The following is a 20329-nucleotide window of genomic DNA, read 5'->3' as shown; positions in this document are numbered from 1 at the left end:
AAGCAAAAAGGAGGGTAGCCCCTCCTTTTTGATGCAGCTACTGGCTTACAGCAGCAAGCGATCATTCACCATACACAGGGAAGCGTTTGGTCAGTGCATGCACCTTGTCTCGTGTGGCGGCAATCACGGACTCATTGCTTGGGTTGTCCAGCACATCGGCAACCAGATGCGCCACCTGACGTGCTTCTTCTTCCTTGAAGCCGCGCGTGGTGATGGCGGGAGAGCCGATGCGGATGCCCGAGGTCACAAATGGGCTCTCCGGATCATTCGGGATCGCATTCTTATTGACGGTGATGTGCGCCAGACTTAGCGCTGCATCTGCTGCCTTGCCGGTCAAGCTCTTCGGACGCAGGTCAACCAGGAACAGGTGGGATTCGGTGCGGCCAGAAATGATGCGCACTCCGCGCTCCGCCAATGTGCGAGCCATGGCGTCAGCGTTTTTCAATACTTGTTCCTGATAGGTTTTGAATTCGGGCTTGAGTGCCTCGCCAAAAGCCACGGCTTTTGCTGCGATGACATGCTCCAGCGGGCCACCCTGCAAGCTTGGGAATACGCTGGAGTTCAAAATCTTCTCATGCTCAGCACGGGCCAGGATGATGCCGCCGCGTGGGCCGCGCAGGGTCTTATGGGTCGTGGAAGTGACGAAATCCGCATGTGGCACGGGGTTGGGGTAGACGCCTGCTGCAATCAAGCCTGCGTAGTGCGCCATATCAACCATGAAATACGCGCCAGCCTTCTTGGCAATGGCTGCCATACGTTCAAAATCGAAGCGCAATGCATACGCCGAAGCGCCGCCGATCAGCAGCTTGGGCTTGGTTTCCAGCGCAATGCGTTCCATCTCGTCATAATCGATTTCTTCTTGATCGTTCAAGCCATAAGGCACGATCTTGAACATCTTGCCCGACAGGTTGGCAGGCGAGCCATGTGTCAGGTGTCCGCCATGGCCTAGGTTCATGCCCATGATGGTGTCGCCAGGTTTCAGGATGGCAAAATACACACCTTGATTGGCCTGGGAGCCAGAGTGAGGCTGGACATTGGCATATTCTGCGCCGAACAGCTGTTTGACACGATCAATGGCAATCTGCTCGACCTTGTCGACAAATTCGCAACCGCCATAAAAGCGCTTGCCCGGATAGCCTTCCGCATATTTGTTGGTCAGTTGGGAGCCCTGAGCTTGCATGACGGCTGGGCTGGTATAGTTTTCGGAGGCGATCAGTTCGATGTGCTCTTCCTGGCGATGGCGCTCGCCTTCCATGTGTTGCCAGAGTTCAGGGTCGAGCGATGCAATCGTCTGCTTATAGGAAAACATGGGGTCTCTTTCCGGGCATTAAGTTTTGGTGGTAAATCAAGCTCGGGATTTTATCAGATCAAAACCGGAACGGTATTGTAGTTTTCCATGTAAGAATGAGGCGCATTCATGCAAAACCCTGAGCAAAGGGCAGGATCTGATGTTCAAGTTGCGGTAATCGGTGGAGAGGCTGAGGAAGCTGAAATGTGGCGTCCCCACGGGGATTCGAACCCCGGTTATCGCCGTGAAAGGGCGGTGTCCTAGGCCTCTAGACGATGGGGACGCTGACGCAAAGGTAGCGTTATGTTTGTGGCGTCCCCACGGGGATTCGAACCCCGGTTATCGCCGTGAAAGGGCGGTGTCCTAGGCCTCTAGACGATGGGGACGCTGACGCAGAGGTAGCGTTGAGTTTGTGGCGTCCCCACGGGGATTCGAACCCCGGTTATCGCCGTGAAAGGGCGGTGTCCTAGGCCTCTAGACGATGGGGACGCTACGGTCTTCCGCTGCGGTGCAACGAAAGAGGCGCGGATTCTAAGTTGCGCCTCTTGGGGTTGTCAACCGTTTTTTGCTAATTTTTGAAAATAGGTTTGGCCTGTTTCGCTTCATCATAGCGTAATGGGCTGTTACTTGCTCGAATCGGTACATTTTTCAGCTGCCAATGCTTGATTGCCCAGGCCCATAGGTCGCGTAAGGGGGCGCCCAGCAAGCTGGTCGGGGGGGGGTGCCCTAGAAAGGTCAGTGCATCGGCAAGTGCTTGTGATCGCGGCTGGTCTGCCAGGCTTTTTGCCAGGTTCTGTTTGCTCAGTTTGTCTCCTTGCCGATTCAGTGCCAGGGGTAGATGTGCATGGTGCGGTGTGGGGTAGCCCAGGGCATTCTGCAGGAAGAGTTGTCTCGCGGTGGAAAGCAATAGATCTGCGCCTCTGACGATATCGGTGATCAGGGTTTCCGCGTCATCGACCACAACTGCCAGCTGGTACGAGAACAAGCCATCCGCGCGTTTGAGGATGAAATCGCCAATCTCGGTGGCGAGATTTTGTGTTTGTGTGCCAAGCACGCGATCTTCAAAGCAGATCGGGGTGGAGGGCACGAGGATGCGCCATGCCCGTGCTTGTTTGCCCTGAGCAAGCCCTCGCCGGCAGGTGCCAGGGTAGATCAAACCATCCAGCCCGTGGGCTGCTGAATCGGCAATTTCTTTGCGTGAACAGGCACAGCCATAAAGTAAGCCCTGAGCAAGCAGTTTTTCGAGCGCTGCCTGGTATAGATCAAAACGCTGGCTTTGGTACAGGATGGGGCCGTCCCATTCAAAGCCGAAGCGCTCCAGTGTCTTGAGAATGTCGTCAATCGAACCCGCCACTGCGCGTGGGGGGTCCAGGTCTTCGATGCGTAGCAGCCATTCACCTTGTTGCGCTTTGGCGTCCAGATAGCTGCCGACGGCGGCGACCAGTGATCCAAAATGCAAAGGGCCAGAGGGTGTGGGGGCAAAACGTCCGCGATAGGGGGCGGGTGGGGTTGGGTGGTTGGGCATGATGGGTGATCGAAATGGCATGAGCTAATAACCAGGAGATCACGCCGCGATTTCTTGCTTCTGCTAGAATTGCGGCCTATCTCTTGAGAATGCTCGACAAGGAATCAGCAAGATGGCGTACGTTGTAACCGAATCCTGTATCAAGTGCAAATATACCGACTGCGTAGATGTATGTCCGGTGGACTGCTTTCGGGAAGGGCCGAATTTTCTGGTGATCGACCCCGATGAGTGCATCGATTGCACTTTATGTGTCGCGGAATGCCCGGTTGAGGCCATCTATGCGGAAGATGACGTGCCGGCTGACCAGCAGCATTTCATCCAGATCAATGCTGAATTGTCGCAGCACCGGAATTGGAAGCCGATCGTCGAGAAAAAAGATCCGTTGCCTGATCATGATCAATGGGCCAATGTCAAAGGCAAGACTCAGTATCTCGATCGCAACGAATGATCTGCCGGGCTTTTGCGCCGGTCAGCTCGATCGGCGCTGTAACTGCCTGCTGAATGACCTGCCTTAACGCTGTACTCAATAGCAGTATCTTCCCTTGACTCCTCATGCCTATGTGATCGGCAGCCACCATGCAGTTGGTGGCTTGGCTCAACGCTTGGCTGCTGGGTTGTCCCTGCTATCCTGCCAGATCATTTGGTTACTTGGTGATTGCCGCTTGAAGTCGGGGCATCTCCCGTCTCCGTCCCCCACAATGCCGCCGTCTGGTGAGCAGAGTGTCTGCCCGTTGCTGTCATACAATTCGCTGAATCGGTCACAACAGACTGCTGGCACGTAATATACCGTCTTGCCTCGATATTGGCTCTTGATCACTTGGCGAGGCGGGTTGGTTACTGGCTCGGTCTCGAATTGCCTGATCTTGTCACGTAGCCATGTTGGTGGTGTGTCCGTGGCCGTTGCCGAGCCAGCTAGGCTGGCCAGCGCAATGACCAATGCAGGTATGCTGTATCGTGAGATAGGCGGGGTGTGCAAAACTTGCTTGGATGCCATATCTGGCCTCATCGTTCGAGTGCCAGGAGGTAGCTGGCACATTGGTCTGCGGCCACGGGCTGGAGCAGCCTGGAACCTCACCACTTATGTATCACGCATGTATGCTGTTGGCAAATGGATCTTGGTGAGGGTGTTCAGTTGCGCTCATCTTGCGTCAATTTGATGGCGGCCAATGAGCCATCATGTTTGAGTACCGTTCCCCAGACCCGGTGGCTGCCTTGATGGTTGGATGGGCTGAAGGACAGATTGGTGCCCAGGCCGATGTCCAGATCGCGGATCTTCTCCAATTCGCTGATCACCTCTTCGGTATCCAGTTTTCGCCCAGCGCGTTCGATGGCTTCGAGCAGGATCGAAGCAGCGGCGTAGCCTTCCAGCGACAGGTGGGTCGGTTTCTCGTTGGGATAGAACTTATGCAAGGCATTGCGATATCTGAGTACACCGTCGGCAAAGGAGTCTGGCATCGGGACGACTTGTGAAATGATCACGCCATTGCCATAGTCCTGCCCCAGGCTTTTGAATTCATTGGCCAATGCGGCGCTGTCTACAAAGGATACGTTGGCGATCAGGCCTTGATACCCAGCTTGTCGCATGGCGACGGTAAAGCGGGCGCTGACACGATAGGTGCCGACGACGATGATGGCATCGACTTCGTGCTGCAGCGATTGCAGCCGTGCGATTTCTTCGTCCAGCCGAGTGCTGTTCCGTTCATAACTTGCGACCTGGATGGCGGGGCGCTTGATATCGTATTTGCGCAAGGCGTTGACGATGCCATCCAACCCATCCCGCCCATAGTCGTCGTTTTGTATGAAGGCGGCGATCTTGGTGGGTGCGATGCCTTTTTCCTGCACGAAATACTCGACGAGCGCGGCGGTTTCTTCTGCATAGCTGGCACGGAAATTGAATACATAGCGGTCAGCAGGGTCTTGCCGGAGCAAGCTGCTGCCCGATAGGGTGCCAAAGAGCAGGGTCTTCTTTTGCAAGATGGTTGGCAGCACGACGGCGGTGGTGGCCGTGCCGACATTTCCAAGCAGTGCAAAGACTCCGGAAGGCGCCAGCAGCTGATCAACATTGATCCGTGTCCGATCAGGTTCATATTGATCGTTCATTTCACGTAACTGAACCTGCCGGCCATGGATTCCGCCCTTGGCATTCACTTCCTTGAGTCTGGCCATGATACCCAGCTGCATGCTGCGACCCAGCTCTTTTGCCGGGCCGCTGAATGGTGCGCTCATGCCCAGGATCAGGGTATCCCGGGTGACGCCACGCGGGTAGGGAATGCCTTGCAACTGCATGATCCAGTCTGTTATCCGATAGCGGGTGCTGGGCACCGCCAGCGTAATGGCGGTGCTGGCGATGACCGGGATGACCAGCCAAGGCCACTTTCTCCTGCGGCGTTTGACTTGCACCTGAATCGCTGAGGGTTGGGTGCGTGGGGTGAATGCTGTCGGGGTGTTCAACGACTGGGTGGTAGGGTGGCTTTGGCCGGTAGGGGTGGGCTGGCCAGGCAGGGTCGATTTGGGGAGCGTGATGGCGTGGCTGAGTGACAGATCATCGCGAGAGCGGGTTGGCACGATGCGTGTCGCATCGCTCATGGCTTCGACTTGGCAGATGGCACCAGCGACCAGAAAGACCTGCTCATAACGCATGGCCGTATCATGATCGATCGCCTTCTTGACAACGCGCCGCTGGCCGGTGAACAGCGCATCGACCTGCGCACGCTGCAGCCCGAAATGCTTCTGTATCTGCAGCTTGGCCTGCTCCGCATCCACACCGGGCAGCAACTCGCCGGCGAATACCAGCTGATATTGGCTGAATGCTGCGATCGCTTCTGCTTGTGTGCTTTGCGCAGCTTGCTTGGCAGTGGTGGCCGCCACACGCAAATGCTCCAACAGGCTCTGGGTGTCGGCAAAGCGTTGAGCGGGTGCGATGAGCATGGCTTTTTGTAGGATCGGCTCCAGCATCAGATTGCGAGCGTCGGCCAACAGCATCTCACCAAGCGGCCTGGGTGGGCCCTTGAGTTGATTGGACATGATCTGCTGACCGCTTTCCCCCTCGTAGGGGCGCTGCCCGGTGATCAGGAAATACAGGATCGCGCCCAATGCATAGATGTCGCAGCGCTGATCGATATTGGCTTGGCCATTGATCTGCTCCGGTGCGAGATACCCTGGGGTGCCCATGACCGCGCCAGAGCGGGTAAAGCCCAGATCCTGCTCGTGCAGGGGTTTGCTGATGCCGAAGTCCAGCAACTTGACCACCGTGCTGTCACCAGAGATACGGGCAACCATCACATTGCTGGGCTTGAGATCGCGATGCACGATGTGCTGTTGGTGCATGGCGGCCAGACCGGCGCAGAGCTGTTCCATCGCCCAGACGATGTTTTCCAGCGACAGCCCGCCTCGTTGCTCCACGATCCGGCCCAATGTCTCGCCGTGCAGGTACTCGATCACCAGGTATGTCGTGCCATCGGGCAGGGTGCCAAAATCGATGATCTGAATGACATTGGGGTGGTTGAGCTGGCTGGCAACCCGGGCTTCCCGGAAGAACAGCTGGATCGAATCTGCATCTGCGACGCCGGGGCGTAGCATCTTGATGACCACCAGGCGGTCGAGTGCCAGCTGTCTTGCTAGGTAGACCACGCTCATGGGGCCGGAGGACAGGGTTTGTTCGACTCGATAGCTGTCTTTGATGACCTGCCCAAGCCAGCTGTCCTCTGGATTGCGCGCAATCAATGCTGCGCCATCGGCGGGGCAGAAATCTGCATTTTCATAGGCTGTCTGGCAAATCGGGCAGACTTTCATGGTGTGCATATATATAAGCTGGAAGAGATTTTGGGCCGCGAAATCGCGTCAGTGGAGTCTAAGGCCTCTGGCTGACCGATGACAAATTAGTTCACTTCAGGCTGAAACGCGCTACAGGAGCGGTATTCAGCACTGGCAATGCAATTGATGACCATTGTTCATAATTATTCTTCTTCTGTGAATCATGGTGAATCTCAATTCATATCATTTTCACTTTTTGACACTTTTCATTAAATTATCATATCTGAACATATTCATGTTATGGACGCCTTGAGGCGCCATCCATTGTGCTGCTGATATACGGCAGCAAGCGGCCAGGCTTGCCTGGGCTGGTCTATAGTGGAGTCATCTCCAAAAATAATTTCGATCCGGGCTGCGTCCTGCATGTCTTTCACTAATTTGAATTTTTTAACGAGAATGGGTATTTGATCAAGCTGCAATGGCCTATTTTTAAGTTTGAATGAGGGTGAAGTACGGAACTAATGATGGCCAGGGCTGCACCAAGGCGCATGTTCAAGGAGAAATGCAGGTATGGGTTTCATTGATCTTGAGGTATTGCTTGGTGATGTATCGGCAGATTCGCCCAGTGGTGACAACCTGGAATATGACCCGGTTTTTGTCGAGCTGGAGCAGGCAGCGCAAGGAAAGCCCGAGGTCCAGTATGGAAATACCATCAGCCCGGCAGAGCCGCCAGACTGGAAGAACGTCAAACAGCTGGCATTGGATCTGCTGGCGCGTTGCCGTGATTTGCGGGTGGCGGTGCATCTTGCCCGTGCATTACTTCACCTCAATGGCTATAAAGGTTTTGCAGAGGCGGTGCACTTGCTGACGGGGTGGCTGGATACCCGCTGGGATTCACTGCATCCCCAGCTCGACCCAGATGATGACAACGACCCGATGCTGAGGGTGAATACCTTGGCGTTGCTGATCGATGGTGATTTCTTGCGCGAACTGCGAGAGGTGCCGTTGATCACATCGCGGGCGAATGGCCGGGTGTCATTGCGTGATCTCGACATCCTGACTGGGGAGCTGGAAGTCCCAGAGGGCGTTGAAAAGCCTGCGATGGGGGTGGTTGAGGCAGCGTGCGAGGATGTCGGGGCGGATGAAGTAGCGGCAATTCACACTGCTTTGCAGCAAATTCAAACAGATGTGGCCCGTTTGGAAGCAACCTTGACTGCACAAGTGGGGGCCTCGCAAGCACTCGACTTGTCTTCATTGAGCCGCATGATCAAGCGGGCCTTGAACTTTTTCGCAGGTCGGGTTGTCAACCCGATAACACAGGTGATGACAGAGGTGCCGCTGGCTGGAGATCCAGCTCTGGATTCACAGACAGCAGTTGTAGCTGCGCCGGGGATATCGGGCGAAGTGCGTAATCGAGACGATGTGCTGAAGGTATTGGATGGGCTTTGTGACTATTACGCAAAACATGAGCCATCCAGCCCGGTACCGCTGCTGTTACGTCGGGCGTATCGCCTGGCGACGATGGATTTTCTGGAGATCATGCAAGAACTGGCCCCGGATGGGATAAGCCAGGTGCGACAGGTCAGCGGTACGCAAGACTAGCCCTGTTTGGGCTGTGTCATGACAGATTTCAACAGGGAGGTGTCGCTGATCGGTGATTGAGCCGTGTGATGTAAAGCCTGTCTGACCAAGCCCGCTGATATATGGGTGATGGTATGGATGGTTTGTGATCGATGCGACATTTCAAATCAAATAAGCGCCTAGGAGGATTACCGTGGCAGAAAGCAGTCAAAAATTCATTGCCCGCAACCGCGCTCCACGTGTTCAGATCGAGTATGACGTGGAGCTGTACGGTTCTGAGAAAAAAGTACAGCTGCCATTCGTGATGGGTGTACTGGCGGATTTGTCTGGTAAACCGGTGGACCCATTGGCACCGGTTGCAGACCGCAAATTTCTGGAAATCGATGTTGACAATTTCGATGAGCGTTTGAAATCGATGAAGCCACGGGTGGCGATCCAGGTGCCAAATACGCTGACCGGCGAAGGCAATCTGGCGGTTGATATCACCTTTGAAAGCATGGATGACTTCACCCCGGCGGCGATCGCGCGCAAGGTGGAGTCCTTGAGCAAGCTGCTGGAGGCGCGTAGCCAGCTGTCCAATTTGTTGACCTATATGGATGGCAAGACTGGGGCCGAGGAATTGATTGCCAAATTACTGGCTGACCCGACCCTGATGCAAGCCCTGGCTGCTGCACCCAAGCCACAAGAATAATTGCTGGATATCCGAGGAGGAATGCAAAAAATGGCTGAGTCCAGTACCGAACTGCAAAGCGGCGAAAGCGCCGGCACCCTGGAGGCGGGCGATTTCGCAAGCCTGTTGCAAAAAGAGTTCAAACCCAAGACCGACAAGGCGCAGGAGGCAGTCGAAAATGCCGTCCGCACCCTGGCGGAGCAAGCCCTGCAAGGCACCAATCTGCTCTCTTCAGATGCGATCGGCACCATCGAAGCGCTGATTGCCGCGCTCGACAGGAAAATGACCGAGCAGATCAATATGATTCTGCATCACGAGGAATTCCAGTCGGTCGAAAGTGCTTGGCGTGGTCTGCATCATCTGGTCAACAACACGGAGACAGATGAGTTGTTGAAGATCCGGGTCCTGAACATTTCGAAGAACGATCTGCACAAGACGCTCAAGAAATACAAAGGCACCGCCTGGGATCAAAGCCCGATCTTCAAGAAGATCTATGAGGAGGAATACGGGCAGTTCGGTGGCGAGCCCTTCGGTTGTCTGGTGGCGGATTACTACTTCGACAACAGCGCACCCGATGTTGAGCTGCTGACCCAGATGTCGAAGATTTGTGCGGCGGCACATGCACCGATGATTTCCGCAGCCGATCCATCGGTGATGTTGATGGACTCCTGGCAGGAGCTTGCCAATCCGCGTGACCTGACCAAGATCTTCCAGACGCCGGAGCATGCCGCGTGGCGTTCATTGCGCGAGTCGGAGGATTCACGCTATATCGGGCTGGCCATGCCTCGTTTTCTGGCGCGCGCACCCTATGGCGCCAAGACCAACCCGGTTGAGGCATTCGACTTTGAGGAAGATACCACGGGAGAGGGTACCAGCAAGTTCACCTGGGCTAATTCGGCCTACGCGATGGCTGTGAATATCAACCGCTCCTTCAAGCTGTACGGCTGGTGCTCGCGCATCCGTGGGATCGAGTCGGGTGGCTCAGTCGAGGGGCTGCCAGTGCATACCTTCCCGACCGACGATGGTGGTGTGGATATGACCTGCCCGACTGAGATTGCCATCAGTGACCGTCGTGAAGCCGAGCTGGCCAAAAATGGCTTCATGCCGCTGGTGCATAAGAAGAACAGTGATTTTGCGGCCTTCATTGGCGCACAATCATTGCACAAGCCGGCTGAATATGAAGACCCGGATGCCACTGCCAATGCCAATCTGGCTGCGCGCCTGCCTTATCTGTTTGCTACCTGCCGTTTTGCGCACTATCTGAAATGTATCGTGCGCGACAAGATCGGTTCGTTCAAAGAGCGGAGCGATATGGAGACCTGGCTCAATAACTGGATCAGGCAATACGTGGAAAACAACCCAGCCACGGCGACTGAAATCGATAAGGCCAGGAAACCGCTGGCCGGGGCTGAAGTCGTGGTGGAGGAGATCGAGGGCAACCCAGGTTATTACTCCTCCAAATTTTTCCTGCGCCCACATTATCAGTTGGAGGGTCTGACCGTGTCATTACGGCTGGTATCAAAGTTACCGTCTGCCAAGGCGTAATCCATCTGGCAGTTCGCTGCCATCTGTTTTGTTTGTTTTGTCTGCGCGAGCCCGCACATCGCGGGCCGTAAGGACCTTTTTCGCTCATTTTTAAGGAAACTATCATGATTTTGTTGAATTTCGCTACTGAAATCAAAGGCACCAGCACTGTTGAAAAGCATAAAGACTGGATTGCTGTGGATTCGATGAGTTTCGGCGTGGGCCGTGCTATCCACTCGGTAAGTGGTGGTAAGGATCGTGAAACCAGCAATCCCTCTTTCTCCGAGCTGACTTTCACCAAATCGACAGATATCTCATCCGGTGATCTGTTCATGCAGAGTATCTGCGGCAAATCACTGGGCAAGGCACAGATCCATTTCATTCAAACTGGCGGGACTGAGGCAAATGGCCAGCATTATCTGTCGATCGAGCTGACTGACGCGATTGTCAGCTCCTACTCGATCAGCAGCTCTGGTGAGCGCCCAGTCGAAACGTTCTCGCTCAACTACACCCAGATCAATTTCAAGTACGATGCATTCGATGGTACTCAGATTGCCGCTGGCACTCTGAAGGGATGGGATCTGCTGAAGAATCAAAAGATTTAAGCCAGGACGTATTCTCCGTGCTTGGTCATTGGGCTGCCTCGGGTCGAGGCACCCAATTGGCCTGGTGGGTGGCGCGGATCGCGTGAATAGTGGATTTGCCCAGCAGGGTGAGTCTGTTATTTCCGATATCTGTTCAATTGAAAACTGGTTTGAGGAGTGGGCGCATGTCAGCCATTGAAGCGTTGCGGGCAGGGCGGTTGCAAGAGGCGCTGGAACTGCTCCAGCAGGAAGTCCGCCAACATCCGGCAGATGGCAAGCGGCGGGTGTTCCTGTTTCAACTGCTCTGTGTGATGGGGCAGTGGGATCGGGCCAATACCCAGCTGAATGTGGTGGCCGACCTCGATAAGCAAGCAATGCCAATGGTGCAGACCTATCGAGAAGTCCTGCGCTGTGAAGTGCTGCGTGGCGAGGTGTTTGCGGGCAAGCGTTCGCCGTTGGTGCTGGGTGATCCACCCGCATGGCTGGGGTTGCTGATCGAAGCATTGCGCCTGTTGGGCGAAGGAAAGGCCGATGAGGCGCGACGGTTGCGCGAACAGGCTTTCGAGGCAGCTCCCGCCATTGCCGGCACGATAGACGATGTACCTTTCAGCTGGATCGCTGATGCGGATTCACGCTTGGGGCCGGTGCTGGAATTCATTGCCAATGGTCGTTATTACTGGCTGCCATGGGAGCGTGTCCAACGGTTGTCGATGGAAGCCCCGACTGATCTGCGCGACAAGATCTGGATGCCAGCCGAGGTCGGATTGGCAAATGGCGGAGAGTTGTTTGGCTTCATCCCTACCCGCTATGCCGAAACCTGTGAAACTGACGATGACGTGCTCAAGTTGGCGGGGCGTACCGATTGGGTGGCGTTGGGAGCAGAGGCTGCGCGTGGCCTGGGGCAGCGGATGCTGACCACCGATGCCGATGATTACCCGTTGCTGGATGTCCGGCAGGTCTTACTCACTCCACCAGCGCAGCAAGGTGCCGTGGCGGATCAATAAGGTAGCCATATGGCCGAGCTGACCGCCCAGGAGCGTTTGCAGCCTTCCCTGCTGGATCGCCTGACCGATGATGAAGTCGGTAATCGGCAGGAACCACGTGAAAAGCGGGTGTTGTCGATGCGTGCATTGCGCGCTGCTGTGTTGCGTGATTTGAACTGGCTGCTGAACACGGTCTGTCTGGATACGGTACAAAGTCTGACCGAATACCCGCATGTGGCGTCGTCGGTCTTGAATTTCGGCATGCAGGATCTGTCCGGCAGGACTCACTCAGGCCTGGATCTCGGGGCGTTGGAGCGTAGCTTGCGGCAATCCATCTGGGATTACGAGCCCCGTATCGTCCGCAATACCGTCAGAGTGCGTGCCCTGGCGGAGGAGCAAAGCCAGGGTGGCAATATGCTGGTTTTTGAAATCGAAGGCGAGCTGTGGGGGCAGCCCCTACCGGAGCGGCTGTATCTGAAAACGGCGGTGAACTTGGAGACGGGCGAGAAGCAGGTGCTCGATGGCATGGGGGCGCTCGGTTGATGGATACCCGACTGCTTCGTTACTACGAACGTGAGTTGCAGCATCTACGCGAAATGGGTGGTGAGTTTGCCAAGGAGTTTCCCAAGATCGCGGGGCGGCTGGGCCTGGAAACCTATTCGTGCGCAGACCCGTATGTCGAGCGGCTGTTGGAGGGCTTCAGCTTTCTGGCCGCACGGGTGCAGCTCAAGATCGATGCCGAATTTCCACGTTTCACCCAGCACATGCTGGAGATGGTCTACCCGCATTACCTGGCACCGACCCCGTCGATGGCCGTGGTGCAGTTGCAACCCAATCTGAGCGAAGGCAGCCTGGCCGAAGGGTTTACGCTGCCACGTGGCACTGCCTTGCACAGTTTGCTTGGCAAGGGCGATCAGACCGCATGTGAATACCGGACTGGGCATGATGTCACTTTATGGCCGCTTGAGCTGGTCGAAGCACGCTACCAGGCGTTTGCCGGTGAATATGGCGGCATCGGCTTTGCCCGCCTGGGCAAGGTCAAGTCGCTGTTACGAATCCGCCTGCGGGCCACGGCAGGCTTGAAATTCAATGAGCTGATGCTCGATAAACTGCCCTTTTTCCTGCAGGGTAGCGATGCGCTGCCAGCCCAGCTGTTGGAACAACTGTTGGCCAACGCCCTGGGCATGGCTGTGGTGCCTGCGCTCAACAAACCCAGCTGGCATGAGTTGATCCCCGCATCGGCCATCCGCCATGTCGGCTTTGAAGACGACGAGGCGCTATTACCCTATGGCCCGCGCTCCTTCCAGGGCTATCGCCTGTTGCATGAGTATTTCGCCTTTCCACAGCGATTCCTGTTCGTCGAGCTGGGCGGGCTGCGCCGTGGCATGTCGCGTTGCGCGGATACCGAGATCGATCTGCTGGTGCTGTTTGACAAGCTGGACCCGCTGCTGGAGCAGATCATCAGCAAGGACAACTTTGTACTGTTTGCCACACCAGCGATCAATCTGTTCTCCAAACGCACCGACCGTATCCACCTGACCCAGCAGGTGACGGAATTCCATGTGGTGCCTGACCGTACCCGCCCACAGGATTTCGAGGTCTATCAAGTGCTGAACGTGCGTGGCTATGGTGCTGGGGTGGATGCCGAGGTCGAATTCCGGCCTTTCTATGCGGCGGATGATCTGGCCGATGCCACCAGGCGGCAGGCTTATTACCAGGTGCGACGCACCCCCCGGCTGATGTCCGACCGACAACGCTTGAAAGGGCCGCGTTCCAGCTATATGGGCAGCGAGGTCTTCCTGTCCTTGGTGGATGCGCAGGAAGCGCCGTTCCGGTCTGATCTGCGACAGCTGGGAATCGAGACACTCTGCACCAATCGTGATCTGCCGCTGACCATGCCGATTGGCGCAGGCAAGACGGATTTCGTGGTGGAAACCAGTGCGCCTGTGCTGGCCGTGCGCTGTGTGAGTGGTCCCACCCCTCCGTCACCGTCTTATGCCGAGGGCGACACCGCGTGGCGTCTGATCAGCCATCTGTCCCTCAATTACCTGTCATTGGTGGATAGCAATGCCAAGGACGGGGCAGCGGGTTTGCGTGACCTGTTGCGTTTGTACAGCGCCTATGGAGATGCGGGCAATCTTCGGCAGATCGATGGGGTCAGCCATATCCGCACCCAACCCATTGCCCGTCGCTTGCCGGTGGCTGGGCCGATCTGTTATGGAAGAGGGCTGGAGGTGACCTTGACCGTGGATGAAACTGCCTTCCGAGGGGTGGGGGTGATCTTGTTCGGTGCGGTGATGGAGCGGTTCTTCGCCAAATATGTGTCGATCAACGCTTTCACCGAAATGGTGCTATCGACCACTGATCGTGGTGAGATCATGCGCTGGGCGCCAAGGATCGGTACATGCGCGATGCTATGACCATACTGGCCGATCTGGTCCGGCACCCGGCGAACTATGAATTTTATGCCGCGCTACGGCTGATCGAGGCCGCCAACCCTGACAAGCCGCGCATGGGCGAATCCTTGCGCCCGCAAGATGACCCGGTGCGGCTTGGGCAGCCACCCAGCCTGGCATTCGAGCCAGCCTCCGTTGCGCAATGGCAACAGACCGAGACTGGGCCGGTGCCGCGTCTGGGTGTGAATGTGTTGGGGTTGCTGGGGCCCAATGGCCCTATGCCCCTGCATTTTTCGGAATATGCGCGGGACCGCCTGCGCAACGCCAATGATCCTACCTTGTCACGCTTTCTGGATGTATTCCATCACCGGCTGCTCAGCCTGTTCTATCGCGCCTGGGCCAATGCACAGCCGACGGTCAGTATGGATCGACCCGGGGATGACCGCTTTGCCAGCTATATGGCGGCCATGATCGGCTTGCGCAGTGAGGCACTGACACAGCGTGACAGCGTGCCGGATTGGGCCAAGCTGCACTATGCAGGCCGTCTGGCACCCCATCATCACAATGCTGAGGGCCTGGCGGCCATTCTTGGTGATTTTTTCAAAGTACCGGTGGTGATAGAGCAGTTCGTCGGCCATTGGATGCCCCTGCCCAAAGACGGCCTTTGCCATCTGCAAGGCCGTTTCGGTGGGCAAGCGCTAGGCCAGACCACAGTCATCGGTAAAAAAGTATGGAACGCCCAACACAAGTTCCGCATCCGGGTCGGCCCGGTCCGCCATGCCGATTTTCAGCGGTTGCTGCCCGGTGGTGACAGCATGCAACGGCTGGCCGATTGGGTTCGCAATTACATCGGGGATGCCTTGGAGTGGGATGTCAACGTTGTCCTGTGCCGTGAAGATGTCCCCCGCCTCAAACTCGGCAAGACAGCACGTCTGGGTTGGAATACCTGGGTGAACAGCCGCCGCCCCGATCACGATGTGGCGGACTTGAAGCTGAAGCCTGGATTCAGCAGACAGGACCACACGGCCCGCGCAGATCAGTATTGACGATACGGGTGCCCCGCTGGGGGCTCCCCTTTTGAAAAGGACGCCAATATGGCCGAAATCAGTCGTGTAGCGCTGTTTGGCAAGCTGAACAGCTTGTGCTACCGCTCCATCGAAAGCAGCACCGTGTTTTGCAAGCTGCGTGGCAATCCCTATGTCGAGCCAGTTCATTGGTTCCATCAGATTCTGCAGTTGACCGACTCTGACCTGCACCGGGTCATCAAACATTTTGCGCTGGATGCCGCCGGGCTGGCGCGTGACTTGACCGCCGCGCTGGATCGCCTACCGCGTGGCTCGACCTCCATCACTGATCTGTCGTCCCATATCGAGGAAATGGTCGAACGTGGCTGGTTGTTTGGCACACTGATGTTCGGTGAGTCACAGGTGCGCTCAGGGCATCTGGTGGTGGCCATGCTGAAGATGTCCGGCTTGCGCAACCACTTGTATGCCATGTCCCGACAGTTTGAGAAGATCAAGGTCGATACCTTCTGTGAAGAATTCCATCGCATTCTTGGTGGCTCGCCAGAAGAGGGGCAGAGCGCCACCGACGGGTTCCAGGCAGGAGCAGTGCCAGGCGAGGCCAGTGGCGCCGTCGCACCGGCGGCCATGGGCAAGCAGGAGGCGCTCAAGCGCTTTACCATCGACCTTACCGAGCAAGCCCGCTCCGGCAAGCTGGACCCCATCGTCGGGCGGGATGATGAAATCCGTCAGGTGATTGATATCCTGATGCGTCGCCGTCAGAACAACCCCATCCTGACTGGTGAGGCTGGTGTGGGCAAGACAGCCGTGGTCGAGGGTTTTGCGCAGCGCATCGTCAAAGGGGATGTACCCCCGCCGCTGAAAGAGGTCAGCCTGCGCACGCTGGATGTCGGCTTGCTGCAAGCCGGTGCCAGCATGAAAGGGGAGTTCGAGAACCGCTTGCGGCAGGTGATCGAGGAGGTGCAGGCCTCCGAGAAACCGATCATCCTATTCATCGACGAGGCCCATACGCTGGTGGGTGCGGGTGGTGCAGCCGGTACAGGCGATGCGGCCAACCTGCTCAAGCCGGCACTGGCCCGTGGCAACCTGCGCACCATTGCCGCCACGACTTGGGCAGAATATAAAAAGCACATTGAAAAAGACCCGGCGTTGACCCGGCGCTTTCAAGTGGTGCAGGTAGCCGAGCCAGATGAGACCAAAGCCATCCTGATGTTGCGCGGGGTGACTTCCACCATGGAAAAGCACCACCGTACACAGATTCTGGACGAAGCGCTGGAAGCGGCTGTACGCCTGTCGCATCGTTACATCCCCGCCCGGCAATTGCCTGACAAGGCAGTCAGCCTGCTCGACACTGCCTGCGCACGGGTGGCGGTCAGCCAACACGCGACACCTGCTGAGGTGGAAGACTGCCGACGCCGCATCGAAGGCTTACAGACCGAGCTGGATATCATCGCTCGTGAAAAGGCGGTGGGTATGGACACCGAGCAACGTGAAACCCATGCCAACAATCGGCTGGAGGTCGAACAGGCGCGATTGACTGATCTGGAAGCGCGCTGGAACGCCGAAAAAGCGCTGGTGGACCGTATTCTGGTGATCCGTGGGCAGCTTCGCGGCCAAGTAGGCGCGGTGGAGGGGGCAGCAGCTGTGCCCGCCGAAGGTGACCAAGCATTGGACCGCGACGCCTTGCTGGCAGAATTGAAAACCTTGCAAGCCGAATTGGCCACCCATCAAGGTGAAACACCGCTGATCCTGCCCACGGTCGATCACCAGGCCGTGGCGGCGGTGGTACAAGACTGGACGGGCATTCCAGTGGGCCGCATGGTCAAGAACGAAGTCGAGAACATTCTGAATCTGGCTGATACCCTCAGTCAGCGCATCATCGGGCAGCGGCATGCACTGGAAATGATCGCCAAGCGTATTCAGACCTCACGCGCTGGGCTGGACAATCCCAACAAGCCGATCGGCGTATTCATGCTGGCCGGTACATCGGGTGTGGGCAAGACTGAAACCGCCTTGGCTTTGGCCGAAGCGCTCTATGGTGGGGAGCAGAATGTCATCACCATCAATATGAGCGAATATCAGGAAGCGCACACTGTCAGCACGCTCAAAGGTGCGCCACCGGGGTATGTGGGTTATGGCGAAGGCGGGGTGTTGACCGAGGCAGTGCGCCGTCGCCCATACAGTGTGGTGTTGCTGGATGAAGTCGAAAAAGCCCACCCGGATGTCCATGAAATCTTCTTCCAGGTGTTCGACAAGGGCTGGATGGAAGACGGCGAAGGCCGCATCATCGATTTCAAGAATACCTTGATCCTGCTGACCACCAACGCAGGCACCGATCTGATCAGCAATCTGTGCAAAGACCCTGACCTGATGCCCGAGCCGGAGGGGATCGCCAAAGCCCTGCGCGAGCCCTTGTTGAAGGTCTTCCCGCCTGCTCTGCTGGGGCGGCTGGTGGTCATCCCTTATTACCCGCTCAGTGACGAAATGCTGGGTGCGATCATCCGCTTGCAGCTGGGACGCATCGAAAGACGGGTTCGCGACAGCCACAAAGTGCCATTCACCTACGATGACGACGTGGTCAAGCTCATCGCCAGTCGCTGTACCGAGCTGGAAAGCGGTGGCCGCATGATCGATGCCATCTTGACCAACACCGTGCTGCCCGAGATCAGTGGTGAATTCCTGCGCCGCATGATCCGGGGCGAGCAGGTCAGCCGCGTACATATCTCGGTGAATGGGTCGGAATTCGGCTACGGGTTTGAATAACGGTTTGCCTGTTCCATACGATGCGGTTTGACGGATAGCGGCATAAGGGGGTGGTTGGCCATCATGTTTCCACATTCTGAGTGTGGATATGATGCATGGTCAGCCATCACCTTATCGGCTGCCAGCTTGATTCGTACTTTTATGTAAGGAGGGTTGGGCACATTTGATACTACGGCAAGTGAAATCTATATTGAATTCAATATGGAGGTTTCACCGACAAGGAGTGACAAATGGCAACCTACCCGCTTGGATGGTCACAATCAGGCAAGAGTCATAGCCCGCCCAATATCAAACCGACAGAAGAGCAGACGATTTACAACCCATTCTGGATCGATCTGTCAGTCGAGAGAATGAAACTGGACCCACATTGGTTCGATATCAGTGGCATCGTGGTGAATTGGTTGGTGAAAGAGGACAACAACATACCCTGCCGGTTGATCCTGGGGATTGAGGCGACGAAAGCCGACGCGATGAAGGCTTTTCTGCGTAAGTTTGTGGGCGGGAGTTATGTCGAGCGGCTGACGGATGAAGACATCAATCGGATGCTGTTGCTGGGTCATCCCACCCTGGCATGTGAAATCCGGGGGGGCGGGCTCGTGACCACCTCGGATTTCGTCCAGGCCAATTACTCTGGCGTGATTGGCGGGGAACTGCATTACGGCAGAAGACATTTTTACAACAGCAAGGGTTGGTACATCAACTACAATTCTGGCCGATATGGCCCACAGCATCACCCTTCAAAGGTCAGGGGCGACTTGAAGAAAACGGCTAAAAGCCTGTTCTACCGTTTCACCGGAGAGCGAGTGACGGACTGATCCGGCAGCGTATCGCCAGATGGGGTGACATTGTAGCGGGCCGGTCAAGATGCGTGCCGCCCCTGAGCTGGCCGCGCCACACTGCTGCGTCATCTGCAGCCGGTGCGCTTTGGGTTAAAATCGAGCTTTCCAACCAACCCCAGGGCGTATCCGTCTTGGGGTTTCGTTTCTTCATAGGATGAGATCGATCCATGACCAGCCCCCATGCGGCCCTGATCCGGGCCTTGCCGAAAACCGAGCTGCATCTGCACATCGAGGGCACGCTGGAGCCCGAATTGATGTTCGACTTGGCCAGTCGCAATGGTCTGTCGCTACCATATGCCGATGTGGCCTCGCTTCGGGCGGCCTACGCCTTTGACAACCTGCAATCGTTTCTGGATCTGTACTACGCCGGTGCCAGTGTATTGGTCACCGAGCAGGACTTCTACGACCTGACCTGGGCGTATCTGTTGCGGGCACAGGCAGATCACATCGTCCACACGGAAATCTTCTTTGACCCGCAAACCCACACTGAGCGGGGGATTGCGTTCGAGACCGTCATCACAGGGATTCGCCGGGCATTGGATGACGCACGGCGACAACTGGGCATCTCCTCGCGTCTGATCATGTCCTTTCTGCGGCATATGAGTGAGGCCGCAGGCTTTCAGACGCTGGAGCAAGCCAAGCCATTTCTGAGCCAGATCGATGGCGTGGGGTTGGATTCCAGCGAACAGGGGCACCCGCCCAGCAAATTCCAACGTCTGTTCGCGGCCTGCCGCGCACTCGGCTTGCCTCGTGTAGCGCATGCAGGCGAAGAGGGGCCACCCGCCTATGTCTGGGAAGCCTTGGAATTGTTGGATGTCTGTCGGATCGACCATGGCGTTCGCTCGGCAGAAGATGCTGCGCTGATGGCGTGGCTGGCCGAGCACCGCATGCCACTGACGGTGTGCCCATACTCGAATGTCAAGTTGAAAGTATTTCAACGGCTGTCAGATCACAACTTACGTGCGCTCCTGGCAGCGGGGCTGTGCGTGACCCTCAATTCCGACGACCCAGCCTATTTCGGGGGATACCTGCAGGACAACTACCTCGGCTGCGATGCCGCACTGAACCTGACCCGCGACGAGTTGCTGCAATTGACCCGAAACGGCTTTGAAGCCAGCTGGTTGGATGCGGCGGACAAAGCACATTGGCAGGCAGAGATCGATCGTATTGCCGGACAGCAGGGCTGACGGACAAGGCTATGGCGATGGATTGACGCTGCCCAATTGCCATATTGGGCATGTCGGATGTGTTGTGGACCGCAGATGGCTATGGATAATTCCAGACAAACTCGCTCCACGGCATAGCCATGAACCATCGTTTTGCACCAGCCATCAAAACGCAATCAGGTGAATCACCTTGATCCAGATCGCGATACCCAGACCGACGCAGCCAAGCTGCCAG

Annotated in this window: 16 protein-coding genes and 3 tRNA genes; 12 read left to right on the top strand and 7 right to left on the bottom strand. The window is 56.6% G+C overall.

The window, feature by feature from the left end:
* Positions 1-61: 61 nt before the first annotated feature.
* From glyA to gluQRS, 5 genes are all read right to left on the bottom strand, one after another.
* A complete protein-coding gene (glyA, locus tag HNQ59_RS16840; RefSeq protein WP_184041561.1) occupies positions 62-1309 on the bottom strand; it encodes a serine hydroxymethyltransferase in 1248 nt (415 codons plus the stop codon).
* A 186-nt stretch (positions 1310-1495) separates the two neighbouring features.
* Positions 1496-1571 (bottom strand) — tRNA-Glu (locus tag HNQ59_RS16835).
* Between the two features lie 27 nt (positions 1572-1598).
* Positions 1599-1674: transfer RNA gene (locus HNQ59_RS16830), tRNA-Glu, on the bottom strand.
* Positions 1675-1701: 27 nt separating this feature from the next.
* A tRNA-Glu gene (locus HNQ59_RS16825) sits at positions 1702-1777 on the bottom strand.
* Between the two features lie 79 nt (positions 1778-1856).
* On the bottom strand, positions 1857-2813 hold the full coding sequence (gluQRS, locus tag HNQ59_RS16820) for a tRNA glutamyl-Q(34) synthetase GluQRS (RefSeq protein WP_184041560.1): 957 nt from the start codon (positions 2811-2813) through the stop codon (positions 1857-1859).
* A gap of 112 nt (positions 2814-2925) precedes the next feature.
* Here gluQRS and fdxA point away from each other — a divergent pair, with 112 nt between their 5' ends.
* A complete protein-coding gene (gene fdxA, locus HNQ59_RS16815; protein WP_184041559.1) occupies positions 2926-3261 on the top strand; it encodes a ferredoxin FdxA in 336 nt (111 codons plus the stop codon).
* Positions 3262-3408: 147 nt separating this feature from the next.
* Here fdxA and HNQ59_RS16810 read toward each other — a convergent pair whose 3' ends face one another.
* Positions 3409-3807 carry a DUF6970 domain-containing protein gene (locus tag HNQ59_RS16810; protein ID WP_184041558.1) on the bottom strand — a complete coding sequence of 133 codons (399 nt, stop codon included), beginning with the start codon at positions 3805-3807 and terminating at the stop codon, positions 3409-3411.
* Between the two features lie 134 nt (positions 3808-3941).
* Complete coding sequence (locus tag HNQ59_RS16805; RefSeq protein WP_246491056.1) at positions 3942-6614, bottom strand: ABC transporter substrate-binding protein; 2673 nt, start codon at positions 6612-6614, stop codon at positions 3942-3944.
* 522 nt (positions 6615-7136) lie between these two features.
* Here HNQ59_RS16805 and tssA point away from each other — a divergent pair.
* The 11 genes from tssA (at position 7137) to HNQ59_RS16750 (ending at position 20115) form a co-directional block, all read left to right on the top strand.
* Positions 7137-8168, top strand: coding sequence for a type VI secretion system protein TssA (gene tssA / locus HNQ59_RS16800; protein ID WP_184041557.1), 1032 nt, complete (start codon positions 7137-7139; stop codon positions 8166-8168).
* Positions 8169-8340: 172 nt separating this feature from the next.
* Complete coding sequence (gene tssB / locus HNQ59_RS16795; RefSeq protein ID WP_184041556.1) at positions 8341-8838, top strand: type VI secretion system contractile sheath small subunit; 498 nt, start codon at positions 8341-8343, stop codon at positions 8836-8838.
* Positions 8839-8868: 30 nt separating this feature from the next.
* Positions 8869-10362 carry a type VI secretion system contractile sheath large subunit gene (gene tssC, locus HNQ59_RS16790; protein ID WP_184041555.1) on the top strand — a complete coding sequence of 498 codons (1494 nt, stop codon included), beginning with the start codon at positions 8869-8871 and terminating at the stop codon, positions 10360-10362.
* Positions 10363-10466: 104 nt separating this feature from the next.
* On the top strand, positions 10467-10946 hold the full coding sequence (locus HNQ59_RS16785; RefSeq protein WP_184041554.1) for an Hcp family type VI secretion system effector: 480 nt from the start codon (positions 10467-10469) through the stop codon (positions 10944-10946).
* 164 nt (positions 10947-11110) lie between these two features.
* Positions 11111-11929 carry a type VI secretion system accessory protein TagJ gene (locus tag HNQ59_RS16780; RefSeq protein WP_184041553.1) on the top strand — a complete coding sequence of 273 codons (819 nt, stop codon included), beginning with the start codon at positions 11111-11113 and terminating at the stop codon, positions 11927-11929.
* 9 nt (positions 11930-11938) lie between these two features.
* Entirely contained in the window at positions 11939-12451 is a 513-nt protein-coding gene (gene tssE, locus HNQ59_RS16775; protein WP_184041552.1) for a type VI secretion system baseplate subunit TssE, read from the top strand.
* Positions 12451-14328, top strand: coding sequence for a type VI secretion system baseplate subunit TssF (gene tssF, locus HNQ59_RS16770; RefSeq protein ID WP_184041551.1), 1878 nt, complete (start codon positions 12451-12453; stop codon positions 14326-14328). Before tssE ends, tssF begins: the two co-directional genes overlap by 1 nt.
* Complete coding sequence (gene tssG, locus HNQ59_RS16765) at positions 14313-15350, top strand: type VI secretion system baseplate subunit TssG (RefSeq protein ID WP_184041550.1); 1038 nt, start codon at positions 14313-14315, stop codon at positions 15348-15350. Before tssF ends, tssG begins: the two co-directional genes overlap by 16 nt.
* A 48-nt stretch (positions 15351-15398) precedes the next feature.
* Complete coding sequence (gene tssH / locus HNQ59_RS16760) at positions 15399-18089, top strand: type VI secretion system ATPase TssH (protein WP_184041549.1); 2691 nt, start codon at positions 15399-15401, stop codon at positions 18087-18089.
* 230 nt (positions 18090-18319) lie between these two features.
* The gene (locus tag HNQ59_RS16755) at positions 18320-18904 is read left to right on the top strand and encodes a hypothetical protein (protein WP_184041548.1); all 585 of its coding nucleotides are present in this window, start codon (positions 18320-18322) and stop codon (positions 18902-18904) included.
* A gap of 191 nt (positions 18905-19095) precedes the next feature.
* Positions 19096-20115 carry an adenosine deaminase gene (locus tag HNQ59_RS16750; protein WP_184041547.1) on the top strand — a complete coding sequence of 340 codons (1020 nt, stop codon included), beginning with the start codon at positions 19096-19098 and terminating at the stop codon, positions 20113-20115.
* Positions 20116-20329 lie beyond the last annotated feature (214 nt).

The organism is Chitinivorax tropicus (genome assembly GCF_014202905.1).
Taxonomy (GTDB): Bacteria; Pseudomonadota; Gammaproteobacteria; order Burkholderiales; family SCOH01; genus Chitinivorax; species Chitinivorax tropicus.
Note: the sequence above shows the minus strand (reverse complement) of the source record. Positions and strands in the feature narration are given on the sequence as shown.

Coding starts and splice junctions, on each gene's coding strand:
- HNQ59_RS16810 (WP_184041558.1), bottom strand. CDS start 3,807: ATGGCATCCAAGCAAGTTTTGCACACCCCGCCTATCTCACGATACAGC.
- glyA (WP_184041561.1), bottom strand. CDS start 1,309: ATGTTTTCCTATAAGCAGACGATTGCATCGCTCGACCCTGAACTCTGG.
- tssG (WP_184041550.1), top strand. CDS start 14,313: ATGCGCGATGCTATGACCATACTGGCCGATCTGGTCCGGCACCCGGCG.
- HNQ59_RS16755 (WP_184041548.1), top strand. CDS start 18,320: ATGGCAACCTACCCGCTTGGATGGTCACAATCAGGCAAGAGTCATAGC.
- HNQ59_RS16785 (WP_184041554.1), top strand. CDS start 10,467: ATGATTTTGTTGAATTTCGCTACTGAAATCAAAGGCACCAGCACTGTT.
- tssF (WP_184041551.1), top strand. CDS start 12,451: ATGGATACCCGACTGCTTCGTTACTACGAACGTGAGTTGCAGCATCTA.
- gluQRS (WP_184041560.1), bottom strand. CDS start 2,813: ATGCCCAACCACCCAACCCCACCCGCCCCCTATCGCGGACGTTTTGCC.
- tssE (WP_184041552.1), top strand. CDS start 11,939: ATGGCCGAGCTGACCGCCCAGGAGCGTTTGCAGCCTTCCCTGCTGGAT.
- fdxA (WP_184041559.1), top strand. CDS start 2,926: ATGGCGTACGTTGTAACCGAATCCTGTATCAAGTGCAAATATACCGAC.
- HNQ59_RS16805 (WP_246491056.1), bottom strand. CDS start 6,614: ATGCACACCATGAAAGTCTGCCCGATTTGCCAGACAGCCTATGAAAAT.
- tssA (WP_184041557.1), top strand. CDS start 7,137: ATGGGTTTCATTGATCTTGAGGTATTGCTTGGTGATGTATCGGCAGAT.
- HNQ59_RS16750 (WP_184041547.1), top strand. CDS start 19,096: ATGACCAGCCCCCATGCGGCCCTGATCCGGGCCTTGCCGAAAACCGAG.
- tssH (WP_184041549.1), top strand. CDS start 15,399: ATGGCCGAAATCAGTCGTGTAGCGCTGTTTGGCAAGCTGAACAGCTTG.
- HNQ59_RS16780 (WP_184041553.1), top strand. CDS start 11,111: ATGTCAGCCATTGAAGCGTTGCGGGCAGGGCGGTTGCAAGAGGCGCTG.
- tssC (WP_184041555.1), top strand. CDS start 8,869: ATGGCTGAGTCCAGTACCGAACTGCAAAGCGGCGAAAGCGCCGGCACC.